Source organism: Streptomyces montanus (assembly GCF_005786655.1).
Lineage (GTDB): Bacteria > Actinomycetota > Actinomycetes > Streptomycetales > Streptomycetaceae > Streptomyces > Streptomyces sporangiiformans.
This window is the reverse complement of the sequence record NZ_VBZC01000086.1, coordinates 20,217-33,345: the sequence shown is the minus strand read 5'-3', so window position 1 is coordinate 33,345 and position 13,129 is coordinate 20,217. Positions and strand designations below refer to the sequence as shown.

The 13,129-nt window shown below is 69.9% G+C and carries 13 protein-coding genes; 7 read left to right on the top strand and 6 right to left on the bottom strand.

Features of this window, described 5'->3' with window-relative positions:
- Window positions 1-108: 108 nt before the first annotated feature.
- From FE633_RS42875 to FE633_RS42865, 3 genes are all read left to right on the top strand, one after another.
- Entirely contained in the window at window positions 109-879 is a 771-nt protein-coding gene (locus FE633_RS42875) for an ABC transporter permease (RefSeq protein ID WP_138050590.1), read from the top strand.
- A 149-nt stretch (window positions 880-1,028) separates the two neighbouring features.
- Window positions 1,029-2,306: an ABC transporter ATP-binding protein gene (locus FE633_RS42870; RefSeq protein WP_138050589.1), complete on the top strand. Its 1,278-nt coding sequence runs from the start codon at window positions 1,029-1,031 to the stop codon at window positions 2,304-2,306.
- Window positions 2,303-3,199, top strand: a complete 897-nt coding sequence (locus FE633_RS42865; RefSeq protein ID WP_138050588.1) for an ABC transporter permease — start codon at window positions 2,303-2,305, stop codon at window positions 3,197-3,199. The genes FE633_RS42870 and FE633_RS42865 overlap by 4 nt, the downstream gene beginning before the upstream one ends.
- Window positions 3,200-3,219: 20 nt before the next feature.
- On the opposite strand, the gene FE633_RS42860 is transcribed toward FE633_RS42865, so the two are convergent.
- Complete coding sequence (locus tag FE633_RS42860) at window positions 3,220-3,552, bottom strand: ATP/GTP-binding protein (protein WP_138050587.1); 333 nt, start codon at window positions 3,550-3,552, stop codon at window positions 3,220-3,222.
- Window positions 3,553-3,771: 219 nt separating this feature from the next.
- Between FE633_RS42860 and FE633_RS42855 the strand changes: the two genes are divergently transcribed.
- Window positions 3,772-4,800 carry an LLM class flavin-dependent oxidoreductase gene (locus FE633_RS42855; RefSeq protein ID WP_138050586.1) on the top strand — a complete coding sequence of 343 codons (1,029 nt, stop codon included), beginning with the start codon at window positions 3,772-3,774 and terminating at the stop codon, window positions 4,798-4,800.
- A gap of 182 nt (window positions 4,801-4,982) precedes the next feature.
- On the opposite strand, the gene FE633_RS42850 is transcribed toward FE633_RS42855, so the two are convergent.
- Window positions 4,983-5,375 (bottom strand): SCO5389 family protein, encoded by a 393-nt coding sequence (locus tag FE633_RS42850; RefSeq protein WP_138050585.1) that lies wholly within the window; start codon window positions 5,373-5,375, stop codon window positions 4,983-4,985.
- Window positions 5,376-5,729: 354 nt separating this feature from the next.
- Between FE633_RS42850 and nucS the strand changes: the two genes are divergently transcribed.
- Complete coding sequence (nucS, locus tag FE633_RS42845) at window positions 5,730-6,410, top strand: endonuclease NucS (RefSeq protein WP_138050584.1); 681 nt, start codon at window positions 5,730-5,732, stop codon at window positions 6,408-6,410.
- A gap of 117 nt (window positions 6,411-6,527) precedes the next feature.
- On the opposite strand, the gene FE633_RS42840 is transcribed toward nucS, so the two are convergent.
- From FE633_RS42840 to FE633_RS42825, 4 genes are all read right to left on the bottom strand, one after another.
- A complete protein-coding gene (locus FE633_RS42840; protein WP_138050583.1) occupies window positions 6,528-9,104 on the bottom strand; it encodes an ATP-binding protein in 2,577 nt (858 codons plus the stop codon).
- A gap of 249 nt (window positions 9,105-9,353) precedes the next feature.
- The gene (locus FE633_RS42835; protein WP_138050582.1) at window positions 9,354-9,677 is read right to left on the bottom strand and encodes an STAS domain-containing protein; all 324 of its coding nucleotides are present in this window, start codon (window positions 9,675-9,677) and stop codon (window positions 9,354-9,356) included.
- 165 nt (window positions 9,678-9,842) lie between these two features.
- Window positions 9,843-10,691 carry a 3-hydroxyacyl-CoA dehydrogenase family protein gene (locus tag FE633_RS42830; protein WP_138050581.1) on the bottom strand — a complete coding sequence of 283 codons (849 nt, stop codon included), beginning with the start codon at window positions 10,689-10,691 and terminating at the stop codon, window positions 9,843-9,845.
- Window positions 10,692-10,817: 126 nt separating this feature from the next.
- Entirely contained in the window at window positions 10,818-11,459 is a 642-nt protein-coding gene (locus tag FE633_RS42825) for a TetR/AcrR family transcriptional regulator (RefSeq protein WP_138050580.1), read from the bottom strand.
- Between the two features lie 81 nt (window positions 11,460-11,540).
- Between FE633_RS42825 and FE633_RS42820 the strand changes: the two genes are divergently transcribed.
- Together FE633_RS42820 and FE633_RS42815 are read left to right on the top strand one after the other, a co-directional pair.
- Window positions 11,541-12,323 carry an ABC transporter ATP-binding protein gene (locus FE633_RS42820; protein ID WP_138050579.1) on the top strand — a complete coding sequence of 261 codons (783 nt, stop codon included), beginning with the start codon at window positions 11,541-11,543 and terminating at the stop codon, window positions 12,321-12,323.
- Window positions 12,324-12,369: 46 nt separating this feature from the next.
- Window positions 12,370-13,119, top strand: a complete 750-nt coding sequence (locus FE633_RS42815) for an ABC transporter permease (RefSeq protein ID WP_138050578.1) — start codon at window positions 12,370-12,372, stop codon at window positions 13,117-13,119.
- Window positions 13,120-13,129 lie beyond the last annotated feature (10 nt).

Below are 13,129 nucleotides of genomic sequence, written 5' to 3'. Positions count from 1 at the left end.
CCCGGCAGCGGCCCGCCCGGCAGCGGCCCGCCCGGCGCCGGCCTGCCGGACGCCGTCGCGCCCGCGTCGAGGCAGGGCTGGGGCAGCGACTGGAAGGAGGGCTGAACCATGGCCGCGACGCAGGTCGTCCAGTCCGAGTGGACCAAGATCCGGTCCGTGGCGTCCACCGTGTGGACACTGAGTCTCGCCGCTGTGGTCACCGTCGCGCTCGGCATGCTCATCTCGCTCCTGTCCGCGGACGAGTGGGCCACCATGAGCCCGCGGGAACGGCTGTCCTTCGACCCCACGTTCATCAGTTTCGCGGGCATGAGTCTGGGCCAGCTGGCGATGATCGTGTTCGGCGTGCTCGTCGTCTCGAACGAGTACAGCACCGGCATGATCCGCACCTCGCTCGCGGCCGTCCCGCAACGCGGCACCTTCCTGTTCAGCAAGCTCGCGGTGGCGACCGCGCTCGCCTTCGTCGTCAGCCTCGCCACCAGCTTCGTCACCTTCTTCCTCGGTCAGGCCATGCTCGGCGAGCACAGCGCGTCGCTCGGCGACGCGGGGGTACTGCGCGCGGTCATCGGTGGCGGCCTCTACATGACGCTCATCGCGGTCTTCTCGATGGGTGTCGCGGCGATGCTGCGCAGCCCGATGCTGTCGCTCGGCATCCTGATGCCGTTCTTCTTCCTGATCTCCGCCATCCTGGGCAATGTCTCGGCGACCAAGAAGGTCGGACAGTTCCTCCCGGACCAGGCCGGCAGCAAGATCATGCAGGTGGTCACTCCGGTCGGCAACGACACCCCGTACGGGCCCTGGGGCGGCCTGGGGATCATGGTGCTGTGGGTGGCGGTGGCGCTCCTGGGCGGGTACACGCTGCTGAAGAAGCGGGACGCGTAGAGAGGGCCGGGGGCAGGACGGGCTGATGGAGTCGGCCGGACCCGGGGGATTTTGCTCGCTCTTGTAGGGAACCGTCAGCTCCCGGTTATCCTCCTAACCCTTACGGGGGCGTGTGCCCGAAGTCCTGAACCTTTCGATGGGTGCGGAGAATGATCGAGGCAGTCGGCCTGACCAAGCGCTATGGCGCGAAGACGGCCGTGTACAACCTTTCTTTCCAGGTGCGGCCGGGTGCCGTCACCGGCTTCCTCGGGCCCAACGGGTCGGGCAAGTCGACGACGATGCGGATGATTCTCGGCCTGGACAACCCCACCTCGGGGCAGGTGACGATCGGCGGCTACCCGTACCGGAAGCTGCCGAACGCGCCCCGCCAGGTCGGCGCGCTCCTCGACGCCAAGGCCGTGCACGGCGGCCGGCACGCCCGCAACCACCTGCTGTGTCTCGCTCAGCTGTCGGGCATCCCGGCCCGCCGCGTGGACGAGGTGCTCGGTGTCGTGGGTCTGCAGGACGTGGCGAAGAGGCGCTCCAAGGGCTTCTCGCTCGGCATGGGCCAGCGGCTCGGCATCGCGGCCGCGCTGCTCGGCGACCCGCAGGTGCTGCTCTTCGACGAGCCGGTCAACGGCCTCGACCCCGAGGGCATCCTGTGGGTGCGTAATCTCATGAAGTCCCTTGCCGCCGAGGGCCGTACGGTCTTCGTGTCCTCGCACCTGATGAGCGAGATGGCGCTGACCGCCGACCACCTGATCGTGATCGGGCGCGGTCAACTGCTCTCCGACATGAGCGTGAAGGACTTCATCTCCGCCAACTCCGCGGACTTCGCGCGCGTACGGACGCCCGACACCGAGCCGCAGCAGCGCGAGAAGCTGTCCGCCGCGCTGACCGAGGCGGGCGGCCAGGTGCTGCCCGAGCAGGACGGGGCGCTGCGCGTCACCGGTCTGCCGCTGCCCCGCATCAGCGACCTCGCGCACGGCGCCGATGTACGCCTGTGGGAACTGTCACCGCACCAGGCCTCGCTGGAGGAGGCGTACATGCGGATGACCCAGGGCGCCGTCGACTACCGCTCGACCATCGACCAGCGCTCGGGCCTCCAGCAGGAGATGCCGCCGGGCGCCGTGCCGCCGCCGCAGATGCCGGTGCCCGGGCAGGGGCAGCCGGGCTGGTACGCCCCGCCGCCGCCCCAGCAGGGCGGGCAGCCGTTCGCGATGCCGCAGGGGCAGCCCGCCGACCCGTACGGGGCTCCGGTCGCGCCTGCAGCGCCTGCCGCACCCGGCAGCACCGGGGGGCCGAACCCGTACGCCCAGGCCGCGCAGCCCTCCGCCGCCGCTGCTCAGCCCGCCGCCCCCGCGCAGCCCTCCCCCAAGCTCTCGGCTCCGCTCGAGCAGGGAGGGACCCCCATCTCCGACCTGACCAAGCCCGAGGACGCCCGATGAGCACGCCCCAGCCCCCGATGCCGCAGCAGGCCGCACCCCAGCCCTCGATGCCGCCGCAGCAGGCCGCGCCCAACTGGCAGGCGGCGCCCGCCCCTTCGTACACCTCGCCGATCCCTGTCGTCCGCACGCACCTGGGACACGCCCTCTCCTCGGAGTGGACGAAGATCAGGTCGGTGCGCTCCACGATGTGGACGCTCGGCGTCTTCGTCCTGCTCGTGGTCGGCATCGGCCTCGCCGCCGGCGCGGCCGTCTCCTCCTCGTCGCCGGACCTGTCCGGCGAGAACCCGCTGTCCCTGGGCTTCTTCGGGCTGCTCCTCGGCAGCATGTGCATCATCACGCTCGGCGTACTGACCACCGCCTCCGAGTACGGCACGGGCATGATCCGGACCACGATGACCGCCTGCCCCAGCCGGGGACGGGTGCTGGCGGCGAAGGCGATCGTGTTCTTCGTGGTCGCGTTCGTGATGACGGTGGTGTCCGCCGCGTTCGTCGGTTTCGCCCAGGTGGCCATGCTGGACGGCACCGGCGCGGACAAGCCCACCGGCGACGACTGGCTGAAGGGCACGGTCGGGATCGGGCTCTACATCGCGCTGCTCGGACTGCTCTCGCTCGTCGTGGGGTCGCTCGTCCGGCACTCGGCGGGCGCCATCACCATCATGATCGGAACGGTGCTCGCTCCGCTGGTCATCGCGATGTTCATGTTCGCGGAGTCGCTGAGCGACCTCCGTGACGCCCTCTTCGAGTACTCGATCCCGAACCAGCTCAGCGTCTTCTACGACAACTCGCTCAGCCGGACCGGTCCGTCCGGCTGGGATCCGCTGTGGATCATTCTGGGCGTGACGGCCGTCGCGTTCGTCGCCGCTTACGCCCTGCTGGAGAAGCGGGACGTCTGACCGACGTACGTGCGAGGAACTCAGAACCTCGGCCCGCTGCGGGACCGCTGCACCCGGGTGGTGCGGCGGTCCTTCGCGTTCCAGCACGCCTTGTGCCAGTGGCGGCGGTCGTCCACGCCCGCGTGCGCGGGCCAGGCCACCACGTGCGGGAGACCGGAGGGGATCATCTGGTCGCAGCCCGGGCAGCGGTAGGTCTTGCCCTCGGCGCTCGCGCCCGCCACATGGCGCACGCTCCACTCATCGCCCTGCCAGCTCTCCGTGGACTGCCAGCCGCCGTAGCGGTCGGAACGGTCCTCGCCCCCTCTCCGGCCTGACGAGTCGGCGCCCTTGGGACGATTACGGCGCGGGGACACAGGACACCTCACGAGCTTTTACAGGGAGCACGGGCCGCCTCCAGCCTACGCGGCGCAACCGTGGGTAGACGTACCTCACCGAGCCCCACAGAGCCGCCGCACGACCGGCTCACTTTGCAGACAATCCGCCAATCTCCCCGCCAAGCCGTGTCTTTGGCACGTGTCAGACGGTTATGCGGGTTGGGGGAGTCGCGTCGGCGCCAAGGAGGCAGGAGTGCGATGCGCGTAGGAAGCTTTGTACTGGCAGCCCAGTTCCCGGGGCAGGGCCAGGGGGAGGCGCTGCACCGCGCGGTGCGTTCGGCGGAGGTCGCCGAGGAGGCGGGGCTCGACACGATATGGCTGGCAGAGCACCACTTCGTGCCGTACGGGACATGCCCGTCGGCGGTCACACTCGCCGCGTTACTGCTCGGCCGCACCCGTCGCATCCGGGTCGGCACGGCGGTCAGCGTGCTGCCCACCGCACACCCCGTGGCGCTCGGCGAGCAGGCCGCGCTGCTGCATGTGACGTCCGGTGGACGCTTCTCGCTGGGGGTGGGGCGCGGCGGCCCGTGGGTCGATCTGGAGGTCTTCGGGGCGGGTCTCGAGGCGTACGAGAAGGGGTTCCCGGAATCACTCGATCTGCTGGTTCGCTGGCTGCGCGAACCCTCCGTCTCGGGCGAGGGCAAGCGCTTCGCCTTCCGTGAAGTCCCCGTCGTCCCCAGGCCGTCGGAGGCCCTGACGGGCGGGGACGGGCCGGAGGTCGTCGTCGCCTGCACCTCACCGGCGAGCGTCCGGCTGGCCGCCGAGCGCGGCCTGTCGATGCTGCTCGGTATGCATGTCGGGGACGAGGAGAAGGCGGAGATGGTCGCGCTGTGGCGCACCTGCGCGCGGGCCGCGGGGCGCTCGTCCGACGAGATCGCGGGCGCGGCCCATGTCTCGGCCGGTGTCGCACAGATCGCGGACCGCCGCACCGACGCGACCGAAGCGCTCCTCAAGGCGATGCCGGGCTGGCTGAAGCAGGGACTCGAAGCCCATGTGACGGTGGACGGCCGCGCCCGCGCGATGCGCGACCCACTGGCCTACACCGAACTGCTCTGCGGTCTGCACCCGGTGGGCACGCCCCAACTGTGCGCCGACCGCCTGGCAGCCACCTCGGAACGCACGGGCATCACGCGCTTCGCACTCCTCGTGGAGGGCTCGGGCGACCTCGCCGCCACGGAGGAGAACGTACGACGCCTGGGCGCCGAGGTGCTGCCCCGCCTGCGGTGAACGGCCGCACAAACGGATCCACAAACGGATCCACAAACGGGTCCACCATCGGGCCCGCAGAACGGATCCACGGAACGGCCCCTCAGCCGGGCTGAACAGGCCGACGCCACGGGAAGCTTGCCGCCCCGGTACCAGATGCACCTCCCACGTGCGGGGCGGCAAGCCATGCGGCATCGCTGCGGTCAGCAGTCCCGGAACTCCGGAGACTGGTTCAGCAGTTGGCTTCGCACCGAGGTGAAACGCGTCAGGGTGTCGTCCACCGACGCGTCCAGCGGGAACACGGCCACCCGGTGGCAGTTCTGGAAGGCCAGCCGCACTCCGAAGTGCCGCTGCAGCGCACCGCGTATCGCGTCGCTCGCGAGCGCACGCAGCAGCTGGCCACGTGCCTGCTCGTCCGGTGGCGGTGTCTGGTTGTCGGCGAACTGGCCGCCGTCCACCTTCAGCTGGGCCACCAGGGAGCTGATCATCTCCCATGCATAGGGCAGGGAGGTCCGGACGCAGTCGACGAATTCCGCTTCGTCGACCTCGCCTCGCTCGGCCTTTTCGAGTAGGGCCGGTGAGACGTCCAGCGACATGGGTTCTCCTCTCGCACCCCCTCTCGCCAGAGGGGGTTGACTGACAGGGAGGGAGGCCGACCATCGAACACGCTGCGTATACGCACCGCGACCTCCCGTTTATACGGTAGGCAACTGTTCTTGATCGCACCAGGACATCTGGAACACAGACAGGGCCCAATGTGCACACAACCGGCCACTTTCGAACAGCACTTGCCGCTGGCAAATGGGCGCGACGCGACGATTCGCATTCAGGAAAGGGACGCGGCAAAGGGAGAGGTAAAAGGTGCGAACCTGCGCTTCTCCACGGGGCAGTGGGGCGTCGCCGGTAGGCGAATCGCGCGGACCGCCACCCGTCGAGTAGCGTTGCCGACCATGCGTCTCGTCATTGCCCGCTGCTCCGTCGACTACGCCGGCCGGCTCACCGCCCATCTCCCGTCGGCCCCCCGCCTCGTCCTGGTGAAGGCGGACGGCAGTGTCTCGATCCATGCGGACGACCGGGCCTACAAGCCCCTCAACTGGATGTCTCCGCCCTGCACTGTGAAGGAGGGGCCGGGAGACGACGGGGACACGGCAGCCGTGTGGACCGTCAGCAACAAGGCGGGCGAGAAACTCATCATCACGATGGAGGAGATCCTCCACGACTCGTCGCACGAGCTCGGCGTGGACCCCGGCCTGATCAAGGATGGCGTGGAAGCACACCTTCAGGAGCTGCTCGCCGACCGCATCGAGACCCTCGGCGAGGGCTACTCGCTGATCCGCCGCGAGTACATGACGGCCATCGGTCCCGTGGACATCCTCTGCCGGGACGCCGAGGGACAGACGGTCGCCGTGGAGATCAAGCGGCGCGGCGAGATCGACGGCGTGGAGCAACTGACGCGGTATCTGGAGCTGTTGAACCGCGACCCGCACCTCGCACCGGTACGCGGCATCTTCGCGGCCCAGGAGATCAAGCCGCAGGCCCGCGTACTCGCCACCGACCGCGGCATCGGCTGCACGGTGCTCGACTACGACGCACTGCGCGGCATCGAGGACGACAAGCTGCGGCTGTTCTGACCCGTCTGTCCGACGACGAGAGGGCCGGGTCCGCCGACAGGACCCGGCCCTCTGCCATGTGCCATGTGCTCGTCGTCAGATCACCATCGTCAGGTCTCCGTCGTCAGATCTCCGTCGTCAGATCACCGTCGGCGTATCGGCCGTGCCGGACCCGCCAGGCGATCCCGGCGCGTCGCTGTCCGCCGGGCCGCTCGCGGAGCTGCTCTCGGCCGGGCTGGAAGCCGGTGCGCTGGAGGCCGGACCGCTGGCCGAGTCCGAGGTCTCCGGCGACGACGGGGGGTCCGACGGCTCCGGGCTGCTCGCCGGCGGGCTCGACGGCGGCCTCGGCGAGGACGGTGGCGGACTTGACGGCGGCCTCGGCGAGGACGCCGGCGGGCTCGAGGGCGGCTTCGGTGAGGACGGAGGCTTCGACGTCGACCGGGGCGGGTCGCTCGGGTCCTTCGACCCGCTCGGGTCGTCCGACGGCTCCCCGCCCGTACCGCTCGGCGGCGTCGGATCGTCCGAAGTGCCCAGCACCCCGTCCTCCCCCGGGTCCGTCGGGCGGCTCGTCGAACCCGCGTCGCCGCCGTCCTTCTTCGGCTCGTCCGCTCCGAGGCCACCGCCGTCCTCGCCCGCGCTCGCCGACGGGTTGACGCCGACCTTCTCCGACGGGGTGTTGTCGTTGTTCGAGGTCGCGCCGAGCGTCACCACCGTGCCGAGCACGGCGACAAGGAGCGCGCCGGCGCTCGCGGCCACCAGATTGCGCCGGGTGCCGCTCACCAGACGCTTGACACCACCCGGCCGCGGCGCAGCGGAAGGCCCCGTCCGGTGCGTGACCAACGTCGAGGGGTCGCTTGGCTGTTGGGGCGCCGGGACCGGTGGGACCGCGGAAAACGCGGCCGGTACGCCACCGGGGGGCGACGCCGACTCCTCGTAACGCGCGCCGGACACCTCCTCGCCCGCCGGCGAGCCCAGCCCGCTCGGCGTGACTCCGGAGCGGTCGGCGACCAGCGCCAGGGCCCGCCGGCCGGCGACCGTGCCGCGCTTGTCGGCGACGGCGCCGCGCAGCCCGATGGAGGTCTCCAGCTCGGCGCGGGCCCGGTCGAACTGTCCGTCGCAGAGGGCGAGTATGCCCAACTCATGGTGGAAGTAGGCCTGATCGGAGACCTCACCGGTGAGCCGGGACGCCTCGGCACCGCAGCGCAGCGCGCGCTCCCAGGCGCTCCAGTGCAACCCCGCGGCCAACGCGGGCGCGGCCGAGCGCGCCAGCCGCACGGCGACGCTCTCCTCCTCGTCGTCGGCCGGTGGCACGCTGACCGGCACGAGGGCGCTCAGCGCCGCGAGCACGGCGTCCGCCTCGGCGGTGACCCGTTCCGGGGTGACCGACGGATGCCCCGTCCACCAGGCGTAGTGCTCGGCCGCGGCGCGCGCCCTCTCCTCGGCGTCGGACGCGTACCCGACCGCCTCCAGCTGGGTCTGCACGCCGGCCGCGAGCCGGTAGTGCGAGCCGACCGGTGTGATGAGCGCGCAGCCGACGAGCTCCGCGAGCGCGGCGTCCGCGTGCGTGTCGCCGACGAGCGCGGGCAGATGCGCCTGGTGCGGCACCTCGCCGCCCAGCGCGACCGCGAACCGCAGCGTGCTGCGCGCCGACTCGCTGAGCCGGGACGCGAGCAGCTCGGCGGGTGCGGCACCCTCGGCGAGCGACGGCAGCGGTACGTCGTGGCCGTCCTCGGCGTCGAAGGGCGCGTCCACGGGAGCGTCCTCGAAGTAGCCGAACTCGTCGAAGGCGTTCGGGTCGGCGCGCAGTTGGTCGCGCTGCCGCAGCAGCGCGCCGGCCTGCACGAAGCGCAGCGGCAGCCCTTCGGACTCGAACCAGAGGTCGCCCGCCCAGTCCGCCTCGTTGTCGGTCAGTACGCGTCCGACGGCCCGTTCGAGCAGTTCGAGCCCGCCGGCCCGGCCGAGACCGCCGAGGAACATCTCTTCGAGGAGGGAATCGGCGGACGGCGCGGCGACGTCGGGCGTCGCGGAGATCAAGAAGGCGCACTCGGGCGTCGCGTCGAGCAGTTCGTCCAGCGCGCTGCCGCCGAACTCCACGTCGTCGAGGATGACGACCGCGCCGATCTCGCGGACGAGCGCGAGCAGTTCGTCCTGTTCCGGCCGGTACAGCGGGGTGCTGTAGACGGACGCGAAGAGGTCACGCAGCAGATCATTCGCCGTGCGGCGGTGTCCGCTGAGACGCACGACACCGTCGGGCGCGAGGTCCGCGCAGTCGTCGGCGACGGCGTCGAGGAGCACGGTGCGGCCCGAGCCCGAGGGCCCGGTCAGCCGTACGGAGCGCCCGCGCGCAAGCAGGCGTACAAGCCGCTCACGCTCCTCCTGCCGCTCCAGGAGCGGCAGCCTGGGCTGGGCCGGCCCGGGCGGTACGGGCGGCCGCGTGGCGCGGGCCGGTTCGGCGCGCTCGGCGGGCGTGAACCTGGTGGGCGTTCCCGGCCGCTCTCCCGGTGGGCAGAGCTCTATCTCACTGCCGTCGACGGGGTTGACGGTGAGCAGGAAGTCGCCCGACACAAGCTGGACGGTGCGGGCCAGTGCCGAAGCGTGCTGGGCGTTCCCCTGCCCCAGGGCGTACGTGATCGGATCGCGCGGCGGGCGCTGGCGAGGCGCCTGGCCGTCATCGTCATGGCCGTACTCTTCAGGTCCCCGGTTCGTCGGGTCCATAGGTCCAAGCCCCCCAAAAGCGTCGTGTGCCGAGCCCCTCCCGGCCTTGCCGCACACTGCGCTGTCGCTTCTGGTCCGGTGCCCGCTCATGGGTTTGTGGAGCGGCGGGCAGCCGAACCTTAAACCTTTTCTCAGTATCTACGAACACAGGGGGTACGGAGCCGTCCGAGACGTCACAGCTTCATGAGGATTGCGCTCACCGCACGTTTCACCTGGCAGGCGGCGGCCCGGTGCTCTCACTCCGGGCTTTCAGACCCGAGGCAGCGACTCCACCCCGATGCCACCCTCGATCGCCAGGATCCGGTGCAAACGGGTCGCCACCAGCAGGCGTTGCATTTGCGGCGGTACGCCGCGCAGCACAAGCGTTCGGCCGCACCGCCCCGCCCGCCGGTGGGCCCCCATGATGACACCGAGCCCGGTGGCGTCCCAGGAGTCCAGCTCTGACAGGTCGAGCACCAGGTCGCCGACTCCGTCGTCGACAGCCGAGTGCAGGACCGTACGGGCGTCCGCCGCGCTGACTACGTCGAGGCGGCCCCCGACGACCAGCTCGGCGTGGTCGCCCCTGATGTGCATATGCGCTCCCCGAGAGTGCGTTTCGTGCTCCGCGTCTTCCGTATGTCTTCCGTGTCCTGTGTTGTGCCAGGACTGACTGCCTTACAGGGGCAGAAGTTGCCCTCTGTAAGCGAACCGATACCGAAATCACTCCGAAGGGTGACGGCAGTACAGGCCGACACAGAGTCAGTACGTGTAGAAGCCCTGCCCGCTCTTACGGCCGATGTCACCGGCATCCACCATGCGGCGCATCAGTTCCGGCGGGGCGAACTTCTCGTCCTGGGACTCCGTGTAGATGTTGCTCGTGGCGTGCAGCAGGATGTCGACGCCCGTCAGGTCGGCGGTGGCGAGCGGCCCCATGGCGTGGCCGAAGCCCAGCTTGCAGGCGAGGTCGATGTCCTCGGCGGTGGCCACGCCCGACTCGTAGAGCTTGGCCGCCTCGACGACGAGCGCCGAGATGAGCCGCGTCGTGACAAAGCCGGCCACGTCGCGGTTGACGACGATGCAGGTCTTGCCGACGGATTCGGCGAACGCCCGCGCGGTGGCGAGGGTTTCGTCGCTCGTCTTGTAGCCGCGCACGAGTTCGCACAGCTGCATCATGGGGACCGGCGAGAAGAAGTGAACGCCGACGACGCGCTCCGGACGCTCGGTGGCCGCCGCGATCTTGGTGATCGGGATGGCGGAGGTGTTGGACGCGAGCACGGTCTCGTCCCGCACCAACTTGTCGAGCGTACGGAAGATCTCGTGCTTGACTTCCAGCTTCTCGAAGACGGCCTCGACGACGATGTCCGCGTCGGCGGCCGCGTCCAGGTCGGTGGTCGCGGTGATCCGGGCGAGTGCGGCCTCCGCCTCGGCGGCGTCCAGCTTCCCCTTGCCGACGAACTTGTCGTACGAGGCCTTGATGCCGTCGGTGCCACGGGTCAGTGCCTCATCGGTGACATCGCGCAGGACGACGTCCCAGCCCGCCTGTGCGGATACCTGGGCAATACCGGAACCCATGAGTCCGGCGCCGATGACGGCAAGCTTCCGTGCCACAGTCCGACTCCCCTAACACGCCGTTTATATGTCCCTCTCCGGCGGACCTTAGCGCTCGTGAGGGGCTGTGTGACCGGTAAGTAATGCGCGTCACGTCTCATCTGACGGACGTCACACCGGCAGCAGTCATTCCGCCGCTCGTACGGCGTAGTTGAGGACCTTCTCACTCAAAAGGTCTTCCATGTCGTCGAGAAGACCGAGGGCTTCGCGGGACACTTCGGCGGGCTTGCCTCCGGCGACCATCGCGCGCCCGATCATGGCCATGAGGGTGGACTGCACCCAGCCGAGCTGACCGGCGACCAGGGTGGGCATCGGGTCACTCTCGCCCGCCCCCGTCTCCTCGCGCAGTGTCGCCTCCAGCCTGTCGAGCACCTCCTGCTGGATGTACCAGAGACGGGCCTTGAGCCCGGCCGCGCCATGGATCACCTTCATGAACCGGTCGTAGCCCTCCATCAGGCCGACCCGGGGGGACACCGCCTCGACCTCCGCGCGCAGTTCTCGCAGCACGGCGGCACCCGCCGACTCGCCCACGTCCCGGGCCCGCACATAGCGCGAGAGTCTGCCGACGACACCCTCGGCCCGGTCCAGGAACAGGTCTTCCTTGCTGGGGAAGTAGTTGTAGACCGTATTGACCGAGACGTCCGCCGCCTCCGCGATCTCTGCGATCGTCACCGCATCGAAGCCGCGCTCCAGGAACAGACCGGTCGCCACGTCGGAGATGTACTGCCTGGTCTGGCGCTTCTTCCGCTCCCTGAGCCCCTCTGCCATGCCCTCATCGTAGCCCTCAATGGACTCTCTTAAAACTTGGGGTCGTTGCAAAATTTCAGTGACTCTGTTTTTCTTGTGGGCATGGCAATCATCAGTACGGCCGGCCTGGCCCGGACCTTCCAGACCAAACGCGGCCCGGTGGAGGCGGTTCGGGGCATCGACCTCACCGTCCGGCCGGGCGAGATCCTCGGCTTCCTCGGACCCAACGGCGCCGGCAAGACGACCACCCTCCGGATGCTCACCACGCTGCTCGCGCCCACCGGCGGCGCCGCCACCGTCGCGGGCTGCGACCTGGCCCGCGACCCCGGCGGCGTACGCGAGAAGACCGGCTACGTCGCCCAGTCCGGCGGCGTCGACCCGACCATCTCCGTACGCGAGGAACTGGTCACCCAGGGGCGCCTCTACCGCCTGACGAAGCCTCAGGCGATCGCTCGGACCGAGGAGTTGGCCGGTGAACTGGAGCTGACCGAGCTCCTGGACCGCAAGTGCGCCACGCTCTCCGGCGGCCAGCGCCGCCGACTGGACATCGCGATGGGCCTGATGCACCGGCCCGAGGTGCTCTTCCTCGACGAGCCGACGACCGGGCTCGACCCGGGCAGCCGCGCCGACCTGTGGGCCCTGGTACGGCGGCTGCGCGACGAGTACGGCACCACGGTCTTCCTGACCACGCATTACCTCGACGAGGCGGACGCGCTCGCCGACCGTCTGGTGATCGTGGACAAGGGCACGGTGGTCGCCGAGGGCACGCCGAGCGCGCTCAAGCTCAAGTACGCCGGGTCGGTGGACGCCACGCTCCAGAACGCCTTCCTCGCCATCACCGGGCGCAGCCCCGCGCCCCAGGACCAGACCCCCGTCGCCGTCTAGCCCTCCCCCAGGACTCACAGGACTCACAGGACTCACAGGACTCTTCATGCTGCTGCACGACACCGCGCTGGTCTTCGGCCGGTACGCCCGCCAGACCCTGCGCTCCAGGTTCCAGATGCTCTTCGGCATCCTCATGCCGCTTCTCTACCTGCTCTTCTTCGGACCGCTGCTCACCGATCTGCCCCTCGGCTCACACGGCTCGTCGTGGCAGGTCCTGGTCCCCGGGCTGCTGCTCCAGCTCAGCCTGTTCGGCGCCGCCTTCAGCGGATTCGCGATCATCATCGAGAAGCAGACCGGAGTACTCGAGCGGATGCGGGTGACGCCGGTCAGCCGGCTGGCCCTGCTGCTCGGGCGAGTACTGCGCGACGCCCTGCTCTTCGTCCTCCAGTCCGTGCTGCTGGTGCTGGCGGCGGTGGCGATGGGCCTGCGCGCGCCCCTGGCCGGCGTCCTGATCGGCTTCGCCTTCGTGGGGCTGCTCTCCGTGTCGCTCGCCGCGCTCTCCTGCGCGTTCGCGATGACCGTGCAGACCCCGGTGGAGTTCGGTCCGGTGATGAACGCGATCACGATGCCGTCGATGCTGCTGTCCGGGCTGATGCTGCCGATGGCCCTGGCCCCGGGCTGGCTGGACGTGCTCTCACGCTTCATGCCGGTGCGCTATCTGGTGGACGCTGTGCGGGACGCGTACGTGGGCGAGTACGCGACGGCGTCCATGCTGTACGGCGTGATCGTGGCCCTCTGCTTCGCGACGCTAGCCGTGACAGTCGGCACACGAGTGTTCCGGAAGGCCGGAGCATAACTACGCTGGC

What these genes read in the sequence shown, in the direction of transcription:
- FE633_RS42875 (WP_138050590.1), top strand. Translation starts at nt 109, where the DNA reads ATGGCCGCGACGCAGGTCGTCCAGTCCGAGTGGACCAAGATCCGGTCC.
- FE633_RS42820 (WP_138050579.1), top strand. Translation starts at nt 11,541, where the DNA reads ATGGCAATCATCAGTACGGCCGGCCTGGCCCGGACCTTCCAGACCAAA.
- FE633_RS42870 (WP_138050589.1), top strand. Translation starts at nt 1,029, where the DNA reads ATGATCGAGGCAGTCGGCCTGACCAAGCGCTATGGCGCGAAGACGGCC.
- FE633_RS42815 (WP_138050578.1), top strand. Translation starts at nt 12,370, where the DNA reads ATGCTGCTGCACGACACCGCGCTGGTCTTCGGCCGGTACGCCCGCCAG.
- FE633_RS42835 (WP_138050582.1), bottom strand. Translation starts at nt 9,677, where the DNA reads ATGCACATCAGGGGCGACCACGCCGAGCTGGTCGTCGGGGGCCGCCTC.
- FE633_RS42865 (WP_138050588.1), top strand. Translation starts at nt 2,303, where the DNA reads ATGAGCACGCCCCAGCCCCCGATGCCGCAGCAGGCCGCACCCCAGCCC.
- FE633_RS42825 (WP_138050580.1), bottom strand. Translation starts at nt 11,459, where the DNA reads ATGGCAGAGGGGCTCAGGGAGCGGAAGAAGCGCCAGACCAGGCAGTAC.
- nucS (WP_138050584.1), top strand. Translation starts at nt 5,730, where the DNA reads ATGCGTCTCGTCATTGCCCGCTGCTCCGTCGACTACGCCGGCCGGCTC.
- FE633_RS42840 (WP_138050583.1), bottom strand. Translation starts at nt 9,104, where the DNA reads ATGGACCCGACGAACCGGGGACCTGAAGAGTACGGCCATGACGATGAC.
- FE633_RS42850 (WP_138050585.1), bottom strand. Translation starts at nt 5,375, where the DNA reads ATGTCGCTGGACGTCTCACCGGCCCTACTCGAAAAGGCCGAGCGAGGC.
- FE633_RS42855 (WP_138050586.1), top strand. Translation starts at nt 3,772, where the DNA reads ATGCGCGTAGGAAGCTTTGTACTGGCAGCCCAGTTCCCGGGGCAGGGC.